A 19953-nucleotide genomic window follows, 5' to 3' on the forward strand; every position below is an offset into this window, starting at 1 on the left:
TCAATGAAAACGCCAAATCAATTAATACCGCTTATTCACGCGAATCTCATTGACGAGGTGGTTGGGCAATTACAAAGCGGCAAAGAAGCTGCAGTATATGTCGTCCTTGCAAATGGCGCATACTGCTGCGCGAAAGTTTACAAAGAAGCCAACAACCGAACCTTTAAACAAAAGACCCAATACACCGAAGGCCGTAGAGTAAGAGGTAGCCGACAGGCTCGCGCTATGGAAAAAAATAGCCGCTATGGTCGCGAGGAACGCGAAAGTGAGTGGCAAAATAAAGAAGTGGAAGCGCTGGGCGCGCTTTCAAACGCCGGGGTATTGGTGCCAAAAGTCTACGCCTATTATGAGGGCGTATTACTACTGGAAATGATCCTCGATGACGAGGGCGACCCAGCTCCCCGACTGAATGATGTGGTGACCACGCGTGATCAGGCGTTAGAATATCACCAAACTCTCATGAGACAGATCGTGATGATGTTGTGCGCGGGATTAGTCCATGGCGATTTATCAGAATTTAACGTATTAAAGTCGTCCAAGGGCCTAGTAATTATTGATTTCCCTCAAGTGGTGCAGGCCACAGCAAACAACGCGTTTGCTATCCTCCAGCGCGACATTAAGCAAGTGACTCATTACTGTGGGCGCTTCGCTCCGGAAGTCTTAAAGACAGACTATGCGAGAGAAATATGGCAGCTTTATCAGAATGGCAAGCTGCGACCAGACTCACCCATCACTGGCAAATTCGCGCAAAGTTCAAAGCCAATTAACATCGGCGCAATTTTGGACGAGATTGACGACGCTCGGGAAGACGCGTTGAAAAATCATCGATCCAAACAATCATAAGAGAAGGATAAACAAAGTGATCAGAAAAGCCGCGTATGAATTGTTTGGTTTGATATTCCTAGTGATCTCTGGCAATGCCAGCGCCAGACCGTGCTCCTCTGTCCACGACGGAAGCTGCTGGTCCACGACCAATTACGGTAGTAAGCCCGTCGATATCTACTGCAGGACAGAGTCGTGGACCCTGATATCACTCACCGCATTACCGCCGGGAGCCCAGGACACAACGCAGTTTGACACGGGGTACGGCGATGGTCTCGGGTTCCCAGAGCCGGGCATCGCGATCAGCTGTGCGGCACGTTTGAGTAACGGCCAGAGGGCTCAGTTGGCTTTTCGCTCACACGGCTGGGGCGACCGAGTCGCAATCCGCGTAGAAAGAGATCAGTTAATTGTCACATCTACAGAGCATTGGCACCGGGTCCTACCCCACGTGGTAACAGCTGAATTTTCAGGGCATTGATCGCCGCCACTCATAGAGAGCGATGGCGGTTGCAATTGTGGCATTCAGCGACTCAACACCAGGCTGCATGGAAATTGAAATCCGCTGACCCAGGGCCAAGTGACCAGGTACTCCTGGTCCCTCAACACCCGGTAAGAGAGCAAAGCGCTCGGGGAATGACATCTTTTCGAGAGGCATCCCACCTGCGTCTAGCACGAAAAGTGGCGCTCCAGTGACGTTTAATTCCCGAATCGAAGGTCCTCTTTCAAAGGTGGCTTTGAGCAAGCCGGTGCCGGCCGCCCGCATGGATTTGGGGTGAAAGGGATGAGCTGCCTCCTTGAGCAAAACAAAGCGCCTCACCCCAAAAGCAACTCCGGATCTGACGATTGCGCCTAGATTGTCTGGATTTTGCAGGGCCAAAAATAGGCTACATCCAGGCGGCCATTGAGAGTTATCAGACCAAAGCGGCATCTCAGGCACACCAACGACCAAAAGCGGTGAATGGGTGCCAAATTGGTTCAAAGCCTCAAAAAGCTTGGGCGCCAGACAAATCCACGCAACGTCGAGGGGCGGAGCCTCCCACCCCTCCGGTGTGATCCAGGCTCTAACCGCCGCGGGATGGTGCGCTGCAACCTCTGGTATAATTTTATCACCCGCGATCAAGGCCTGGCCTTGGTCTTGAATGCCTCGGGAACTAAGCAACTTCAACAAGCTCTTGAAGGTGTCGTTCTGCTCGCTTGCGATGACTTTTGGCTTCCAGGCGCGGCCACGAGCCATGCTACGCTCCTAAGTTGGCAATAACATATAGATCGGAAATATTGCAGATATTTACGGGTATTTCAATCCGGAATTATGAATCCACAGTAGCGTGTGTTAGAGATACAGCCGCTGATGACCCCAAGCGCAAGTCACGTAAAACCTAGGCGTAAACGACATGCCCAAGCACAATCCATCGAAGCCGCAAGTGGACCTAAAAGATGACGCGCACAGTGGACATATTGCACTGAGCGCTTACGCGCGCATTTTGGAACTCATGAGTGTGGGAGGCCATACTACGAGAGGCCTCACCCCATCGGACATCAATGAACCATTTATTCGTGAGGCGAAAGGACTAAAGAATCTATTACTGACCATGTCATCAGTGGCACCGGCTATTCCAGATACCAGTGACGAGGAATGGAATCCTCTGTCGCAAAGGCCACATGCCTTGCTACCAGCCGCCTACTTAGATGAGCTAGGCTCCGCAATCACCGCCCTGAAGACGGCGGTGGATGAGTTCACCATTCTGTCGCACGAGCTTATGCACGTGGCATTATGGGAGCCCTTCTTTGCCGGGTATTGGCGTCCACGGAGCAAAAGCGACTTTCGCACGTTTTCATTGATGGCGGAGGGTTTTTGCTACTTTTTCAGTGACATCGTCATCGGTGGCGCTGTCCGCGTCCGATTACCAGACGGTGAGTTTGCGCTTGAAAGGCAGACGGCAAGTAATGCCCGTTTTCATCCGGTACGCGCCTTCAAAGCTGCCGCGATTACAAGTCATCGAGACATTTTGGACATCTACTTGGACGGATTCAACGGCAAGCAGACGGCTCTGTGGCAGCCCCGTGGTAAGAATGACTTCGCAGCATCACTAGCTGCTCAGGCTTATGATTTTTACAAAGGAACCTTAGGCTATTTGAGTGCCATGCATGGCGCGTTGAGTGCTTTTGGATATGTGTCAGAATTCTTTAGACGCTACTGCTCCATAGAGGGACTACCATCGTTTCTGAACCAGAACCAGGCACCACAGTCACCAAACACGGCATTAAAAAGATATTTCACTGACTTTTTTGAATCTGGTCTGGATCAGTTGGACGGACTGACGCCACAACAAATAACGCGGATTAGAGAGCGACGGGCGCTTCAAATGCGAGCCTACTACGCACTGCAAGTGCGATGGTTGCTCACCGAAAATCACGTTACAACCACTCAACCTCTCGTTACTTTGAAATGCGAGCCTCTGGCTCAAGAGATTAGTCGCTACTTAGACGGCCTGGAAGAAGCGCTGCACGAATTAGCCCGACAACCACATGCCAGCCAGGTTCACCGGCTCGCGGCGCTTGATGCGCGTTACTCAGCTAAAGTGCGCGCAATCTTTGTCCGCATGGATGCCTGGGCGGGGTTGCGCTGGTTAATCGCGCCGAAGCGAGCAGACGGTTGTATTAATATCCGTCGTTCAAAGAGTACAAGTGATCAAGCCGCTAAGCGATATGTTTGCAACACAGCCACTTTCTTAGTGGAGGAATTGACGGCTAGGCTGACACTAAGCAGCAACACCAAAAATAGGGTTAAAATCCTCCAGCTGATCAAAACAGTCTCTGAACTCGGTAGCACCGCTGTTCACGGACCTAGCGCCAAGATACTCAGTGCGGAAAAAGCCCTGCAGCGAGAACTTGGAAAAAAGGACATCCTTGAACTCTGGTCCCTACCCTTAGCTAGCTTCGATCCGGTGCGTAACAAATTCCGTGAACTATTGTTTTCCTACCAGTGAGCCATTGCTATTGACTACGCACTGTAACTGCTGTGCTATAATTGATCACAAAAAATGGAGTCCACCTTGCCCCGCTGTTATGCCATTGATTTCGGTACTTCCAATTCCCTTTTGGCCGCCGCTGACGGTGACAAAGTCATTCCACCGATAAGCCTGGATCCTGCTGCAAACGACCCCACAGTTCTTAAAAGCGTACTGTATACACCGACGGCTGGTCAGTGGTACTTCGGTGCTGAAGCGGTCAATCAGTACGGCATCCACCAAGCCGAAGGACGCTTATTTCGTTCTTTGAAAAAATACCTACCTGACCCAGGCTTTTCGGGCACGCATGTGCACAGCCGCTATTACAACCTACCAGAACTCATCTCCGTGTTTCTTCGTGAGCTGCGCGAACGTGCTAATGCCTTTTTTGAACAGGATGTCACCTCCGTCATCTTAGGGCGACCAGCAGTCTTTGCCAGCGAAGGGGACAAAGATCAACTTGCCGAAAAACGCCTAACCACGGCAGCACAGTTGGCAGGTTTTAAGGAGGTTTTCTACTGTCCTGAGCCGGTTGCGGCCGCGTACGAATTCCGCCATCAACTAGACCGCAAACGGCTAGTGCTGATAGCCGACTTTGGCGGAGGTACATCCGATTTCACCGTCCTCCACATGGATCGCCATCGCTTTAAAGATAGTGACATTTTAGCGACGCACGGCATTTCAATCGCTGGAGACCGATTTGATGGCGCGATCATGAAGCACATGATTGCCCCACACTTCGGATCTGAGGTCGTTTACCGGATGCCCATGGGTAGCAATGATTTGCACCTGCCACGGCAACTAATCAACAAAATGTGCTCGGCAGCGGACATCTCATTTCTGTCGCGCGGGGATATTCTAAACTTACTCAAAGAGGCGCAGAAGTGGTCCATTACGCCCGTAAATGCGCAGCGCATGGACCGCTTGTTCGTTCTGATTGAGGAGCACCTTGGGTACAAACTCTTCCGCTCAATCGAACAATCAAAGATCGATCTCTCCGGAAATGACTCCGCTGTATTTAATTTTGATTATCCGGGGATTGGTCTTGAAGAAGAACTGGAAGGAAGTCATTTTAGATCAGTTAGCTCAGACATCGTGGGACAAATCATTACCGCTCTCGATGAGACCCTACACCTCGCCGGTGTTAAGGCGGCCGACATCGAAATAGTCTGTTGCACCGGTGGCACTGCCAAAATCCCCGAGCTACGTAGCGAATTAGAACGTCGCTTTGGCAGCCAAGCCCTCAGACAACATCGGCATTTTCATTCCGTTGTTGGAGGGCTGGCAGAGAGGGCGGTTGCATTAGGCATTTGAATCCAGGGGCGCCGGGCACCTTTCTACATTTTGCTCGGCAGCCAGGTCTTAAGGTACTTGGCTAAGCCGTCTTTGACCCCCGGCTCCAATGTCTGATCATCTTCATCAATGACTTTAGTGGCAAGCTGCTCGTCCGAGGCCTTTTCCTTACCTTTCGCTGCTAGCTTGCGGAAGACGTCAGGGGCACAGTACTTACCATCTGGTGATTTACGAGTCGCGATAGCTTTAGCGATGAAAGTACCCTGCAGTGATGAGGAGGTGGGAAAGGGACGAATTTCATCTTCCTTCACGCCCAGGCGGCAATGGCTGGTAAACAACTCGTCACGTGCAGCATTACTAGACCAACGATCGAATGGATAGTCTTGACTGTAGCGATCAGCGTTATCCGCTATGCTGTGGCCTCGCTCTGCGCGCACCTCGAAGCGGCGTTCCTCCGACTGATCGACACCCGTGGGATGAAAAAAGCTGATGGCATGCCGAAAGAATAGCCGCTGATCAGCTGCATCAGATGCAACCACCGGCGATGATGTTACAAACTCGCCTAGCAATGTGGCATTTGCCTCAGGGTTATAAGTCCAGGTATCGGATCCGTAGAGACGCATCACGACAATACCACCTTCGGTTTTGCCACTACCCTCAACACCCTCGACGCTTTTATTTAAACTGAGGAACGCCTGGCGGTAATCTGCTTTTGGTTTATCTAGTGTATGGAAATGCGCCTTTATCGCAGCGCTACCGGCCACCGTCCAAACAAATCGCGGGCCCCGAGGGTTGGCGACTTCGCGGCCATCTGGAGTAAACTCCGCTAGGTGATCAGCTTGAAGCTCCCGGGGGTCGAATTCATAGGGCAATTTAAGCTTTTTGGAGAAATAAATTGCTGTGTAAAGAAAACGCGAAAAGGCTCCTACGCCTGACTCGACATTATTTTCAAAGGACAGTCGGTTACTAAGTGGCTTCTCAAAGAAATTATTGTAAATCCGATCCTTTCCGACACTTTGACCACCCACGTCGTGCTGGGTAATCAGGACCTGGCTTTCATTGCGACCATCAAGAAAAAACTTTGCCGCTACAGCCGGAGTGAAGCGATCAGCCACGCTAGGGGGAACCGCGCTAGAAAAACGTCCAAGCACATGGTCGTTACCCTCAGCAAACTGTCCAGTATACAGCTTTTTGGCGGCGTCGGTCGGTACGTACTTCAATTTAGCAAACACCCCGTACCGATGCGTAAGCCTGATGTAGCTCTTCAAGATATCTGGCACCTTCTCGCTGGGGCGCACCTCGGAGCCACCATCGAAAGTTGACCACCCCGTAAAAATCCGCCAAAAACGCTCAGCCGAACCGTTACCGAAGACAAAAACAGCGGCACCAGCTGCAGCAGGAGTGACTCTATCGTCGTCCTGCTTAGTCGCCACTATGTGATCCCATAGGGTTGCCAGCTTATCGGCCGCCTTAGACGATTCCGCCCGATTGAGATCATTGATCCTAGCCCGAATCGCATCAAACGAAGCTACCTGGGCTTTCAGGTCGGAGCCAGCCTCCACGGCATTGGCGCGGACCTCAGCACCTTTGTTATTGGCTGAGCGGCAGCTGTTTCCAGCCATCAAGCTTAAACCTAGTGCTATTACCAGCTGGGACTGACTAAGACGCATGTCACATCCTTTTCTCGCGGGGTGTCATTTTGTCTGTGGGGCGCACTTTTGGGCAATGGATGTCGGCTATCATAGCATTGCCAGGGCCTAAACGACAAAATTTACAGTCGTCCAAACTTTTTGCTATGGTCTGGCGACCGATGCCGGCCGACAGCTACCAGTATATACCGCTACGGGCAGCTACTTTTTTGCTCAATTTGCGCTGCATAGTGGCATGTATCGCGGCAGTCTTGTGCTGAACCCATTCGTGATCGTCAAGGAGTTGGGTCGATGTTGGACCTAAATCTAGCGGCGGCAGGAATTCGATCGACCACTTAGCGGGTAGTGGCAGGATATTAACTGGCAATGGAACTACGAGATGGGCAACAAATCTAGTCAAATCGATATTACCAAGATTGAAGTTGGTCTCCTCGGCACCCACCACTAAGCATGGGATAATCGGAGCACCTGTAGCGATCGCTAAGCGCAAAAATCCTGTGTGAAAAGGCCGCATCTCGTAACGGTGCCAGCTAGACTTAAAGTTGCCGAGCTCACCCTCCGGGAACACAATCAGCAATTCATCATGCTCGAGTGTCTCCACGGCCCTGGCCATTTTGGCTTCAGTGAATCCAACCGCTCGCGCAACTACTCGAAGCGCCTGAAACATGTCGAAATACGCGCGGTGAGCAACCATCTTGTAAGGTCGCTTGGCATACTTACGTACTAGGTGCCCAATCATCATGGCATCAAAGCCTGCGAAACCAGAGTGATTAGCGATCAAGATGGCACGTCCCGACGACGGCAAGCGCTTAACACCATGAACCCGCAATCGAAAATAACGAGCTAACAACTCAGCTAATTGATAGCGCGACCATTCAATCGCTGGGTGATGCAGGATATCAATTAATTCCTCGTCACGCATCACTGTGTCTCGATTAAGATTTCATTGCGACGGAGAAACCAAGGCTTCCAAGGTGGGTTGTAACGAGCGTAGATGACGCGGTCCTGCAACTTGACGTTTTCTTTTGCCGCAAGAGATCTGAGACTCTCTGTCTTCTCCTCGACTAAAGTCGCGGAGTTTAAGCCGCTGAATCGCAATGCCGCATAGGTTGCCCCCGGTATCTGCCGTAGCTGCACCGCTGGGTCTAGTGGCTCGGGCAATGTTGCCATTGTGTACGATGAGGGCATCGTAAATGAAATAGTCCATTTGCCAGTACCCGAAGCAACCTGAGAGACGGGTGCCGTCATACTAATCTTTTCGGATGTTGAATGCCCTGCTGCCGCAGTTACCGGTGCAGTCATCTCCATAGACACCTTAGATTTGTTACCACCAAAAATATAGTTGGCGAGTCGTCGAAAACCGACACTTGAACTACTGTCGAATTCCCCATCAACAACCGTCTCAGCCACTATCGTTGGCTGATATCGTCGTAGCTCGAACGCGCCATAGTCGCGGACAACTTCATACTTGGGTTCTTCGATTTTGCTCATGACACACCCTTCTGCGGTAACCAATATCAATCCAGTAATCAGTAGCCTTATGAACCACATCCTGAGACCTCGTTGGCTATGCTGTGCCATCGGCTGATATCAACCGTCACCAGCTATCTATAGCTGCCACCAAGTCTAATCCAATCACGAGCCCTTGGCTATTTTGCTGAGCCTGCGTTCAGGAGTTTCTTAAAATTGATCTTCATGGTGTATTCAATGTCCGTGGATTTGCTTGCAATCCGTCGGCCCCGCAACCTTTGCTAGGCACGATTTCATGACGTTGTCGAAGCCGAAAATAAGTCCCTGTAAGAGTCTTTGCACCGTTTTCACGGTAAGTGCATTGTCGACTTGTTCTTCTGGCCGCGCTGATTCAACGACGCCGCTACAAGCTGCCTCGTTGCGCAGTAGATGACTCACAGCACCCGATGCTTGCTTAAGTAGCTCAGTGGGTGACTGCTCTTGGGACTGTAACTGCAATGCTGGCTCACGCCGCTCACTACCGATTAAAGCAAGTTTTTTATTTGTCTCCGCCTCTTCGTTATCGGCACCAACAACCACCGTCACTCGCTCAATCAGAGATACGCCAGTTATGATCGCCGTAGCTGTGGTGACCAAGGATTTTTGATAGACCAGATTGGCCTTAAGCTCGTCGTCGGACTTGGGCATACCTTCAATAAGATCCGAGACCTTTGCCAAGACATCGAGTGCGCCGCTGAGCGCCAAGGCCTTCACCTCCTCTGCTTTCGTCTCCACTTTTTGCTGCTCTGCACGTGCCTTTAGCTCTTTGTCTTCAGCAGTCATTTCAGTTTGTACCGGCAAGGCCTCCTGGGAGGCGGCCGCCGCTTGACGGAGGCTTCCCGAAGCACCGCCGAAATGCGACGCCTTACACGCAAGGCCAGTGAGGCTCAGAAGGACAAGGATCTTCGTGGAAGTGCCAAATAATTTGAGCATGAGTTCCTCTTTTCATCCATTCTCGAGTTGCGGTATTCAGAATCTATTTAAATTCTTTTCGGGCATATCGGCCCCAGACTTGAGGCATTCTTGTAGTATCCTGTTATAATTAGATAAACTCCGCATGATTTCGACGTGAGGATAGCGATGCCCGTAGTTACCGTGGTGGTCTCGACCAAAAACGAGGAGGCTAACTTACGCTCCTGCCTCGAAAGCATCAAAAACCAGAAGTTTCGGGACTTTGAGCTCGTTGTTGTCGATAACAACTCCCGCGACCGCACCAAAGAGATAGCTTTAGAGTTCACGCCTAACGTCTACAACGTTGGGCCAGAGCGCAGTGCCCAACGCAACTACGGGATCCGGTCAGGGTCGGGCTCCTTTGCCTTGTATCTGGATGCAGACATGACGCTAGCGCCCAACGTGCTAGAGACATGCGTCGCTATGATGGATAAGGACCCGAGCCTCGTCGGCCTTTACATACCTGAGAAGGTGATCGGCCACGGCTTTTGGATTAAGGTACGGCGATTCGAGCGCAGCTTTTATGACGGCACTGTGATAGATGCCGTGCGCTTCGTGCGACGCAAAGACTTCGATGCTATCGGTGGATTTGATGAATCTTTGACAGGTACCGAAGACTGGGACATCGACATCCGCATGCGCAATCATGGTCCGGTGGCGGTGGCACCATGTGAACTTTACCATAATGAAGGGCATTTCGACCTGCCCGGATATTTGAAAAAGAAATCTTACTATGCCAAGTCATTTGACGCTTACGTCAATAAATGGGGGCGCGATCACAGCACTATCCGCAAACAATTAGGATTTAATTACCGCTACCTCGTAGTTTATGCTGAAAACGGCAAGATTTGGCAACTATTGGCACATCCAGTACTTACAGCCGCCATGTATCTGCTGCGATTTTGTATCGGTGTACTTTACGTCACGCGCCGCCATAGCAAGGAAATCACTAATGGGATCGGCTAAGATCGAAATCCCCCATAGTCAGAAGCTGTATTGCGCACGGCATCTTAAACTGAGGATCCCAATAACAGCATGTCCCTAATAAAAGGCCTAACAGGACTGACTAAAGAGCAGAGGTGGGGACTCATAGTCGCCTGTTTAGGGTGGATGTTCGACACCTTTGACCAGAGGCTATTTATCCTCGCGCGAACTCCAGCGATGGCATCACTACTCGCGCCAACGGCAGGACCTCTAGCGGTGGCGCAAGCCGGGACTAGTATGACAGCATTGTTTATTGCCGGTTGGGCCACGGGCGGCGTCATATGCGGCATCTACGGCGATAAACTTGGCCGTGTTCGCACGATGGGTTTAACAATCGCAGTGTACTCCTTGTTTACGGGGCTGTCCGGAGTAGCAACCAGTGTCTGGGACTTTGGCTTATATAGATTTCTCACCGGGCTAGGTGTGGGCGGTGAATTTGCCGCCGGCGCCGCACTTATTGCTGAAATACTGCCAGCAGCAAAGCGACCCTATGCTCTAGGATTAATGCAAGGTACGGCTATGGTCGGCACGCTGCTTGGAACGATAGCTTCATTAATCTTCGAGGCATCGACGCGCTACGGAGGCACCGAGGGCTGGCGCATACTCTTTGCCATTGGCGTTCTGCCAGCATTGCTGCTCATTTTGCTACGCCTGCGCGTCAAAGAATCAGAGGCCTGGCTGAGGGCTAAAGCTGAGGCAGCTCGTCACCACGAGGCGATTGGCAGCCTACGAGAACTATTCAGCACGCCATGGAAGACAGCTACCATGGTCGGCATTACCCTAGGATTTGCCGGTCAGCTCGGTGTGTGGGCCATCGGCACCTGGACACCTGAATTGATGCGACTAGTACTGGATAAGGTCCAACACGTAAGCGCCGCAGAGAAATCCCAAATCGTTGGTACCGGCCTCATTCTGAAGGATGTTGCCTCTCTCGTTGGCATCGCTCTGTTTACCTGGGGAGCGCAACGCTTTGGGCGCAGATCCGCATTCGCGGCGAGTTTTATCGCCTCTCTGATTGCCGTCATCATCTGCTTTGGCGGCATGAGCGAAACCACACATATTTGGTGGATGATGCCTCTACTCGGCTTAACAATTTGGTCCCCCTTAGCCGGGTATGCCTTATATTTTCCAGAGCTATTCCCGACCCGCCTAAGGTCCAGTGGCATTGGCCTTTGCTACAATAGCGCCCGCTATCTGACAGCAGCCGGTGTCCTGGGTATGGCACCGATCCTGTCGTCATTGGCTGCCTATGGTGTCGCCGAGCCACTGCGTCTTACGGCGATTGCACTGTCCTTTGTTTACATCATGGGTCTTGTTGCCTTGCGATGGGCGCCAGAGACTGCGCATCGGCCACTACCGAATTAGCTAAGACATCAAAATTATTGTCTTTATGCAGAAAAAAATAAAAGACAAGGCGTATAGCGACCGAGGCGTAAAGAAAGCTAAATTTATGTAGTTGACGAATCGGCTGGGCAAGTTAGGATTTTTGGGCTACTCGACGCCGCGAGCACTAGTAAAATTCCACACGATTAGATGAGTGGGCAAGGATACTGGCAAGGATACTGGGACGGAACTATGGCCTTCAAATCTGGACTTGAAAAATTGAAGTTAAGCTGTGGGCCTCTGGCCTTCGCCATGGCTGTTGGTTGCCAATCAGCGCCTAAGGGAAGTAGCTCTGAGCTCGCAGAGACACTCCACGGAAGCAAAGACTTCACCTATTGCACTATAGGGGACTGTTCGATCACCAACTCAGCGCAGCTACTGCACGACCTCGGCGTACCTTTGACTGTACACCATGAATGCGTCGCACCCGACCATTATGCCATGACCTTTGATGACGTCCCGTCCGCACAATTGCCAATTATGCTAGACATCCTTCGACAAGAGCATGTGGCAGCGACTTTCTTTGTGATTGGGAGTAAAGTGGATTCCGAAGAGAAGCGAGCCCTCCTGCGGACCGCGTTTAACGACGGTCATCAGATATCCAATCATAGCTTCACCCATCCAGACCTGACCAAGCTGACACCAAGAGAAGTGAGTGAGCAGGCAAATAAGACCCGCGACGTTATACTGCGCACCGTGGGTCACAGTGAGCGAGCTGTACAAGGTGCCCATTACCTGCGGCCTCCCTACGGACTTATCGATGGCACCGTCCAGCAGAGTCTACTGAGTGGCGGATTTACGACACTCAGGTGGAATGCAGATCGGGCCGATTGGTCACTGACCGAGAAAGACACGGCTACTGTCATCAGCCGCGTGCAACAGCAACTCGACCTGGTCAAAGCCAAGAGAACAAGCGGCATCAACACCTCGCTTCTCGACCTTAATCATGACTACGCGGCAGTCACTACTAAGGTGCTGCCACAAATGATTCAAATGGTCCGCAGTGCTGGCTACCGTTTCGTCACAGTTCATGAGTGTCTCGGTAGCAGGTAAATTCAGACTAATTGACAGACCCAGTGGTTAAGAATCGCCAAATCTGCTGGTCAGCCCCCGTGAAACGGGGCCAATCGTGGGGATTTGCACCAGTCTTTACCTTCCAAGGGCAGAACGCCACCGCAGTAGTCTTCGGGCAATTCGGTACCAAGTAGCAGGTAGCCGGCTCTTGCGCCGTCAGTTGCTGATTTGTAGCCAGTGGACAACCAGAGTCCTGGGTCATCTTGGCCAAGGTTTGCTGGGCACTTCGAAAATTATCCCGGTCATCTTGGATCAGCATGCTAGGGACATTGACCTTACGCCAAGCGGCCCCAACTGCTGGAATGGCCACGGCGACAGCGCCCTTGATCTTGTCACCCCGAATACTCGTCAGATAGTTGGCGAACGTACCACCGTTACTCACCCCGATCGTATAGACTTTACGTAGATCGACACAGAAGTCCTGGATCGCTTGCTGGTACAACTGGTCAAAGAACTGCACGTCGCGGCCGTTGTCCCGACGCTCCCAGGTCAAATTCGTGCCTTGAATATGCCTTGGATGGATCCAAACGGCATCGTTAGCGGTTAACGCCTCGAGATTTGGCGCATGATTAAAGTCAGGTGTGGCACGCGTCTTCTCTACCGACGAAGCGGCTCCGTACCACCAGAATACCAACGCCAGCGGTTTACCCGGGGTAACTTGAGCCGGGGCTACCCGAAGATAGGCACGCGCCTGGGTGGCTACGGTTAACTTGAGGTCTTCCACGCCGCGCCCTACCGTCGGTTTACCACACCCTGGGGATTTTACGGCATCTGGATAAGTGGGGGGTGGTGGTACAGAAGTAACCGGTTTTTGTTTAGGTCGGTCCTTAGCGTCGAGCTCACTTGTCGTTACCCTTGGAGGCTCGGGGTTACCCTCCTTATCGGTCGAGCGGCAACTCGCAGCCGCGTACGTCAACAGTGTAAAGAGCATGATCGCCGCAGTCCTAAACTGAGTCATGGTGCCACCCTGTAGAAGTTTGACCGGGCTACCCTAGGTCTTGGAAATATCTGTAATGATAGCAGACTTCATAGCAGCCTAAAATCTCTGCCACGACCTTGCGACCATCTACTACCGGGTATAGTATGAGCGGCATAACCATTCTCGAGGCAACTCTATGACCATATGTTTAGCAACAACGGTAACGGCAAGAAGGGCCTACGACCTAGTGAATGAGTTGCAGGCATACTTTGTATCTAAACTTGATGCCCTACCCGAGCCGGTACAGGGGTCACGTTTTAATCCGGCTAGCTGGCTGAGAGCCGGTGGCAAATTTGGTGGGGGCACGCGATTCATCGCTACCGATGAACAGCTATTTAATCGCGCCTCGGTCAACGTGTCGCAGATTCAATACGAAAACGATGCTACAAAAAAAATGGCTTCGGCAACGGCGCTATCGACTATCGTCCACCCACGTCGCCCAGATATGCCATCGATGCACATGCATATAAGCTGGACCGAGATGAAGGATGGTAGTGGCTACTGGCGCGTGATGGGGGATCTAAATCCAGCCTTACCAGATGCTGATGATAAATCCCTATTTGAACAGGCATTCGTTGATGCAGTCGGACGTGAGCTCTGCACTTACGGAATGGCGCAGGGAGCGGAATACTTTTATATCCCGGCACTTAAGCGCCATCGCGGTGTTGCGCACTTTTATCTGGAGGCCCACACGAGCGGCGTCTTCGATGCTGATCTAACCATGGCCGGGCGCTTTGGCCGCACCGTCATCGAAACTTATCACAAGATCAGTCTCAGTCACTTGGGGTCACCGAGCACTCTCACCCCGAGTGACTGGGCTGCTCAGTTGGCTTACCATAGTATTTATTTTCTCCAAGTGTTGACACTGGACCGTGGGACGACATCGGGACTGCTTGTACATGCAGAAAATGACGTCGGCATTTTGGGTTCGCTTCCCTCGCATGTAGACAAGGCGCTACTCCGCTCGTGCGTACCCCAGTTGCCAAAGCTCCAGCAGACACTGCTCTCAAACTTACTTGATGTCCTGCCTGACGCTCCCAAAAGCCTTGTCGACGATGCGGTCAAGGCTAAACTAGCAACCGTTGTGCGCCAGTTTTATCAGGAACATCCGGAGGCTCAAGAATTGATGGCTAGGGCCGACAGACTTGCCCCTACGCAGCAGAATCATCGCGGAGCAGAGTAGTTAATCGCGGTAACCACTCTGGCTGTGGTGCCGCAACATCTCGCTCGTGAAAAAATACGGCAGGCTTGCCAATCGGAGCTTGAACGCGGTGCCACCCCTGGCGGAAGAGCTGCCCGGAAACGATATGACGCCAGTGTCCTGGTGGCAGGTAGCAACTCACCGTATCACGACGCGGCCGCACAACTGGACACACCAAGAGATCGGAGCCCAGCATGAATTCCCGATCGAGCGTGCGTGCCCCCGCATCATCGGGATACATCATGGTAACGGCACGAACTAGAGGCATCCCCGACGCTGCCGCTTCGCCCATCAGTGTTTGCCGGTACTCCGTCAGAGCCGCATAAATTTTGCTGAACTTGGTAAAATGTGCCAACGATTCGCTGTCATCGTAAACCTGAGCGTTCAGGCGCGGGATATTGCCCTCATGGGTACGCAACACAGCGCTGAACGCATTGAGTTCCGTCCAACGTTGGAGTAACTCCCGCGACCGATGAAACTTCAGGAGCGGATTATCAATCGTGGTATAGCCACCGGTATCACTATGATTCAAACTAAACCCGGTAAAGCCACCCGTCAGTAGTCCCGTGAGTGCCGACTGCAATCCGTCGTAACCATCCCATGACACCAACTGATCACCCAACCAAAAGAGTCGAGCCAAGCCTGGGCTACGGGAATAAGCGGAGCGACTAAAGATGAGGCTATCTTGCCAAAGCCCCTCATCTTCGAGTGCTTCGCGATTTACCTTAACCCACTCTTCTGGATACTGGTTATGGTAAGATTTGGCGCTCTTTGATTTAAGTTTAGCGTCGTAGGGCAGGGCCTCCCCAAAGTCAGCCATCCATCCGCTGGCCCCCGTCACCATAACTTGCTCGCGGAGCACGTTTTTGAACCAATGCCTTGCATCTGTATCAGTTAAGTCGATCAGCGCTGCCGCAAAACTCGTATTTTGGATCATGTAGGGCTCACCAGCATCGTTCATTACTAGGTAGCCTGACGCTTTGGCATCGCTAAATAAATTTCGCTTTACCACTGGTTTGGCACTGGGGTCCGCCAAAAAAGGATTAACGTAAGTAAGAAGTCTAACTCCTTGCGTTCTCAGTTCTGCAGCAAAAGCAGCGAGGCCTGGGTAACTCCCTTCATCTAACTCCCAATTCCACCAAAGCTGCGAGCCGAAAGTGGTCTGCCGCCTTCCGACCCAGTCTTGGATCCACAAAGCGCTGATGGCCACGCCTGCCGTCCGTAGTTTTTGGTACACAGACCTAACCCGATCCAGGCCACCCTGTACGCCAACGATAGCACCACGGCCCACCCACTCCGGTAGCGCCTCCATCCGGCCGCTCCAACGGGTGTACACCTCTACCAGCTGTTTGTAGTCGCGACCAACTGCTAACCGCAGTGCCATATGTGGTGCAAACACACGAATATTGCTTTGGGACGGCCTCCTTAAGTCAAACTGCGCATACTCGTATTGATCAAGATATATGCCATAACCGGCACTAGACAGGTATGCAGGCACAGTGGCGTAGCTACTTGACCAGTCACCCGCTACACCGGTGCCCTGCGTAGCATTGACGGCCCAAGACAGCGGCTGCCTCCCACGCCCAACCCCCTGCTCCTCCGTAATAACTGGTATTAATGATCCCTTCAGATCAAATCGCGTAAACTGCATCCCAAATCCGTGGACTCGCTCACCCATTGGCGCGGCATAGCGCAGCGTGACGCGATTAAAACTGCGTGGCATCGCGCTGTGACCAGACACATCGACCGCGAGGCGCTCGTCGTCTACCAGGTGAATCCTGATAGTCCAACTACCGGCGCAGCCCTTGCCACGAACGGTACCTGACAACAAAACTTCATCGTCTTCATCTTGCCAGTCTGAAATGAAAACCTGGTCGCACGTCACGAGCGAGTGATCCTTCACGGTAATGGAACCCCGCGCTTCGGTGATATGCTCTCTCCCAACGGAAAATGCGACAAAGGGCTCACCAGGAACCGTGTGCCAAATCCTGCGCGCGGCAAAACTTCGATGGCTTACAACCAGAGACTCAGCCCCACTTACGTCTCCACGCCACGCGACGATAAATGGACCAACTTCGCCTCTCAGCTCTTGCTGCATGGAGCCACTAACAACAAGATGTTGAGCATTTGCCGTTTGGGACACAAAGAACATCAACACGGCAAACGATAGCTTGTTGACCAAAGTGCTTGGTGCTAACTTCATCGACTTCCCCCAATTATGGGCGACACTAAGGAGTAGCTCAGTATGACACATCCAAACTTTCAGCACTCTCGCCGTATCATCTTATCTAAAATCTATCGCCTTGGGTTTAGCTTAGTCGTAGCGGCTTCGTGTACTCTGGCACACGCTGACTCTGATGAGTCAACTGATAGCTTAAGCATTGCGATCGAAGGCACTGTGACGGCTCTGGTTGGCACGGACTGGGAGCAGCCTGGCCATTTTGGCACACTACACATTGACGATCACAATGTCTCCGGAGACGACGGTTGTAACCTCTTCAGTGGCATTGACAGCGGTGCCGAGGCTACTGGTTTTGTCTTCGCCCCTAGTGGCGCGATTAAGACAGGTGCGCTTTGGCACTTAGTCACGACCCTCAGAGCTTGTTGGCCTCAGCGCCTTCCGACTATCGACCTCCCATCGAAAGAATGGGCTAGCTACGAGCTGGAGGGTGACCGATTGACCATCAAGCTTCGTGACGGCCAATCCATAGCGTTGACTAAAAAGATCTGATCAAACCATCGTTTGAGTTTGCTCACCGTCAGTCGTCAATCCGGCCTAACCGAAGACTCGCAACAACAGTGCGGATCCAGTCGAGGTAGGCCGGAACCAAAGTATACACACCGCCACGATCGCAAGAAGGCAAACCGCGCGACGTCACTCCTGCGAGTAACAAGCGACCTGACGCACTTTTGACGAAGGCCGGACCACCGCTGTCACCGTTACAAGTATCGGGAAGTCCCTCCGCACCGGCATAAAACTCGGTCGTAGTGCGTCCACCGATATCCTCGGAGTGCTCACTAAAATCCTGCGGGTCTGCGCCCAGATGCTCAAAGTACTTAGTCTCCGCCATGTGGAGGTTGTGCTTTACGTAGCGTTTTTCGCGCCGCGCTTGCTTACCGTACCCCATGATCACAATCGGAGCCGCATCGGCGAAGGCGGCGTCGAGATCGCTCGCGGCAAGCAGGGACGCTGTTATGACGCCAGGTATAGGATCGCGCAGCTGCCACACGGCAATGTCCCTGGCATTGCCAGGCTTCACGATCCCAGAGTCGTCCTCGTCATCATCGCCAGCACCGTGGCTGTAACCGGACTCAATGGTAATCGCTGCGACTTCGTGACGGACAGCCCGTGAAGATTCGGGATCGTTGTCAGAAGCGACCACTGCGACCGACTCCGGGAGTGAAGGCAAACCATCAGGTCCGAGAGAGCAGTGAGCGGCAGTAAGGAGAAACTCGGGAGTGAGCATCACACCCGTGCAAAAAGACTCGTAGGCACCATCCGGCCCCACTTCTTGCAGGGAAACAGCTGGATATTTACGCGCGTCTACCTCATGACCTCGCACGATTTTGACCGCACTAGTTTGCTGACTATGACCACAGCTCAGTGCAAGGCCCATCGAAGTCACGACATAAACGAGACGGCACAAGTAACCCGAGGTTTTCATTCAGCTCTCTCCCATCGACCACCGCCACACCTGCATAACGGTGGATATTTAGCCGTGAATAATTGATATAAAAACCCATGTCCAGACATATTGTCAATTAGTTAGCCTGTATTTTATTATCTGCATAAAATTTTATTTTATGCATGTTTATGCATTTGCGTTAGGACGCTTTTGAGACTCCTCACGTGGTCGTTATGAACTTCCAAACATCAGGCAAGGTAAATTCCGGCCAGTGATGGTTGCCGTTCCAAGGACAGACCCACACTGGCAGTTTGGGGGCACACCCCTCGAGAAGCTGACAGGTATCAGATTTCAACTGATCGATACTGGGAGGCACCTTACAACCGTTGGCGCGCGCATAGGCATTAACAGTACTCGGAGCATTGCCGTAGAACCCCACGTTCTGATCTTGCTTACCGTGGATGACCATAACTGGCATCTTGGTGCCACCGCCGCCGCCAGCGACAGTAATCACACCGCGAATGGCAGAGTTACGGGCACTTGCCAGAGCGTTTACGAAGTACGAACCGTTACTGAATCCATGCACAAAAACGCGTGCCTTATCGACACAGAGCTCATCTCCAGAGGCCCTCACAAGCTCGTCGAAAAAAAGCACATCCCGGCTGTTACCACCACCGCTCCAGGATCCACCCGCAGCATTTGCGTAAATAAATATCGCAGCATCTTGAGAAGACTCCTCAAGTGTCGTCCACTTGTGATCACGACGCGGCGAGGTCCCGTCCAGCCCTAAACCGTGGTAGCCAATGATCAGGATGTGGCGCCGGTTGGGATCATAGTTAGGGCTCAGGTAGCGTAGAAAGGTTCGTTGCGCGCCATTGACACTAACGGAACCGTCGTGCAAGCCCAGGGCTGTCGGGGACTTGCCGCAGCCAGCTGAACCTGGGCCCGCATTGGCAGCCTGTTGACCGGGAATGCCAACCTGACCCGGTGGGTACGAGCGTCCACTGTTGGTGCCTCGCTGTGAGGCCTCGCTAGCACCTTGGGACCGCTCCACTGGATTAATGCGGTTGTGGACAGCCGTACTTTGGCAACCCGAGACCAGAAAACCCACCCACAGCAAAGACGGGACTAGCGAGACCCGGCGGGGCTTACCATACATAGCATCACCTCAGCTCGACGGTTGGTGGCTCAAAAACTCACCCTAAAAAATGTAAACAGATGAAATTCTTTGTAAATTTAACAGCCCACGAGCAGTTGATCTAGCGCTTTTTTGCTGGAATTTTCACCACACCGTACGAGTCGGGATCAGTTACCTCTAAATTTTTTCTGAATTTTGCCGATAAGCAATTGTGATGTCTGGAACCTACGCCCGATGTCGCGTTTATAGGACCTAACCATTGCCATTAACTAAACTCAACAAGGTTGCATTAGTTGTATTAGCCATCGCACTGAGCGCCTGTGGCTCTCAAGTGGG

Annotated in this window: 18 protein-coding genes; 9 read left to right on the plus strand and 9 right to left on the minus strand. The window is 52.2% G+C overall.

From position 1 onward, the window contains the following. The first annotated feature begins 3 nt into the window (after positions 1-3). A complete protein-coding gene (locus tag FJ146_12630; GenBank protein MBM4252810.1) occupies positions 4-843 on the plus strand; it encodes a serine protein kinase RIO in 840 nt (279 codons plus the stop codon). Between the two features lie 16 nt (positions 844-859). Next, a complete protein-coding gene (locus FJ146_12635; GenBank protein MBM4252811.1) occupies positions 860-1300 on the plus strand; it encodes a hypothetical protein in 441 nt (146 codons plus the stop codon). Here FJ146_12635 and FJ146_12640 read toward each other — a convergent pair. Further along, positions 1289-2056 carry a TrmH family RNA methyltransferase gene (locus tag FJ146_12640; protein MBM4252812.1) on the minus strand — a complete coding sequence of 256 codons (768 nt, stop codon included), beginning with the start codon at positions 2054-2056 and terminating at the stop codon, positions 1289-1291. The genes FJ146_12635 and FJ146_12640 overlap by 12 nt on opposite strands. Positions 2057-2213: 157 nt before the next feature. On the opposite strand from FJ146_12640, the gene FJ146_12645 reads away from it, so the two are divergent. Both FJ146_12645 and FJ146_12650 read left to right on the plus strand, forming a co-directional pair. After that, entirely contained in the window at positions 2214-3809 is a 1596-nt protein-coding gene (locus tag FJ146_12645) for a hypothetical protein (protein MBM4252813.1), read from the plus strand. Positions 3810-3863: 54 nt separating this feature from the next. After that, positions 3864-5144, plus strand: coding sequence for an Hsp70 family protein (locus FJ146_12650; protein ID MBM4252814.1), 1281 nt, complete (start codon positions 3864-3866; stop codon positions 5142-5144). A 23-nt stretch (positions 5145-5167) separates the two neighbouring features. Here the strand turns inward: FJ146_12650 and FJ146_12655 are convergent, their stop codons facing one another. From FJ146_12655 to FJ146_12670, 4 genes are all read right to left on the minus strand, one after another. Next, the gene (locus tag FJ146_12655) at positions 5168-6793 is read right to left on the minus strand and encodes a hypothetical protein (protein MBM4252815.1); all 1626 of its coding nucleotides are present in this window, start codon (positions 6791-6793) and stop codon (positions 5168-5170) included. A 154-nt stretch (positions 6794-6947) separates the two neighbouring features. Then, entirely contained in the window at positions 6948-7694 is a 747-nt protein-coding gene (locus FJ146_12660; protein ID MBM4252816.1) for a hypothetical protein, read from the minus strand. Then, the gene (locus FJ146_12665; GenBank protein ID MBM4252817.1) at positions 7694-8263 is read right to left on the minus strand and encodes a heme-binding protein; all 570 of its coding nucleotides are present in this window, start codon (positions 8261-8263) and stop codon (positions 7694-7696) included. The genes FJ146_12660 and FJ146_12665 overlap by 1 nt, the downstream gene beginning before the upstream one ends. A 213-nt stretch (positions 8264-8476) precedes the next feature. Then, the gene (locus FJ146_12670) at positions 8477-9214 is read right to left on the minus strand and encodes a hypothetical protein (GenBank protein ID MBM4252818.1); all 738 of its coding nucleotides are present in this window, start codon (positions 9212-9214) and stop codon (positions 8477-8479) included. A 147-nt stretch (positions 9215-9361) separates the two neighbouring features. Between FJ146_12670 and FJ146_12675 the strand changes: the two genes are divergently transcribed. From FJ146_12675 to FJ146_12685, 3 genes are all read left to right on the plus strand, one after another. After that, positions 9362-10198 carry a glycosyltransferase gene (locus FJ146_12675; protein ID MBM4252819.1) on the plus strand — a complete coding sequence of 279 codons (837 nt, stop codon included), beginning with the start codon at positions 9362-9364 and terminating at the stop codon, positions 10196-10198. A gap of 69 nt (positions 10199-10267) precedes the next feature. Then, a complete protein-coding gene (locus tag FJ146_12680; protein ID MBM4252820.1) occupies positions 10268-11581 on the plus strand; it encodes an MFS transporter in 1314 nt (437 codons plus the stop codon). A gap of 168 nt (positions 11582-11749) precedes the next feature. Then, a complete protein-coding gene (locus tag FJ146_12685; GenBank protein ID MBM4252821.1) occupies positions 11750-12652 on the plus strand; it encodes a hypothetical protein in 903 nt (300 codons plus the stop codon). Between the two features lie 7 nt (positions 12653-12659). Here the strand turns inward: FJ146_12685 and FJ146_12690 are convergent, their stop codons facing one another. Then, positions 12660-13631: a hypothetical protein gene (locus FJ146_12690; protein MBM4252822.1), complete on the minus strand. Its 972-nt coding sequence runs from the start codon at positions 13629-13631 to the stop codon at positions 12660-12662. A 157-nt stretch (positions 13632-13788) separates the two neighbouring features. Between FJ146_12690 and FJ146_12695 the strand changes: the two genes are divergently transcribed. Continuing rightward, positions 13789-14835, plus strand: a complete 1047-nt coding sequence (locus FJ146_12695; protein ID MBM4252823.1) for a coproporphyrinogen III oxidase — start codon at positions 13789-13791, stop codon at positions 14833-14835. Here FJ146_12695 and FJ146_12700 read toward each other — a convergent pair. Further along, a complete protein-coding gene (locus FJ146_12700; protein MBM4252824.1) occupies positions 14804-17107 on the minus strand; it encodes an alpha-glucosidase in 2304 nt (767 codons plus the stop codon). The two genes, FJ146_12695 and FJ146_12700, sit on opposite strands and share 32 nt — an antisense overlap. Between FJ146_12700 and FJ146_12705 the strand changes: the two genes are divergently transcribed. Continuing rightward, positions 17099-17584 carry a hypothetical protein gene (locus tag FJ146_12705; GenBank protein ID MBM4252825.1) on the plus strand — a complete coding sequence of 162 codons (486 nt, stop codon included), beginning with the start codon at positions 17099-17101 and terminating at the stop codon, positions 17582-17584. The genes FJ146_12700 and FJ146_12705 overlap by 9 nt on opposite strands. 28 nt (positions 17585-17612) lie before the next feature. Here the strand turns inward: FJ146_12705 and FJ146_12710 are convergent, their stop codons facing one another. Together FJ146_12710 and FJ146_12715 are read right to left on the minus strand one after the other, a co-directional pair. Then, positions 17613-18518 (minus strand): trypsin-like serine protease, encoded by a 906-nt coding sequence (locus FJ146_12710; GenBank protein ID MBM4252826.1) that lies wholly within the window; start codon positions 18516-18518, stop codon positions 17613-17615. A 181-nt stretch (positions 18519-18699) separates the two neighbouring features. Next, on the minus strand, positions 18700-19638 hold the full coding sequence (locus FJ146_12715; protein ID MBM4252827.1) for a hypothetical protein: 939 nt from the start codon (positions 19636-19638) through the stop codon (positions 18700-18702). Positions 19639-19953: the final 315 nt, after the last annotated feature.

It is taken from the genome of Deltaproteobacteria bacterium (assembly GCA_016874735.1).
Lineage (GTDB): Bacteria > Bdellovibrionota_B > Oligoflexia > Oligoflexales > CAIYRB01 > CAIYRB01.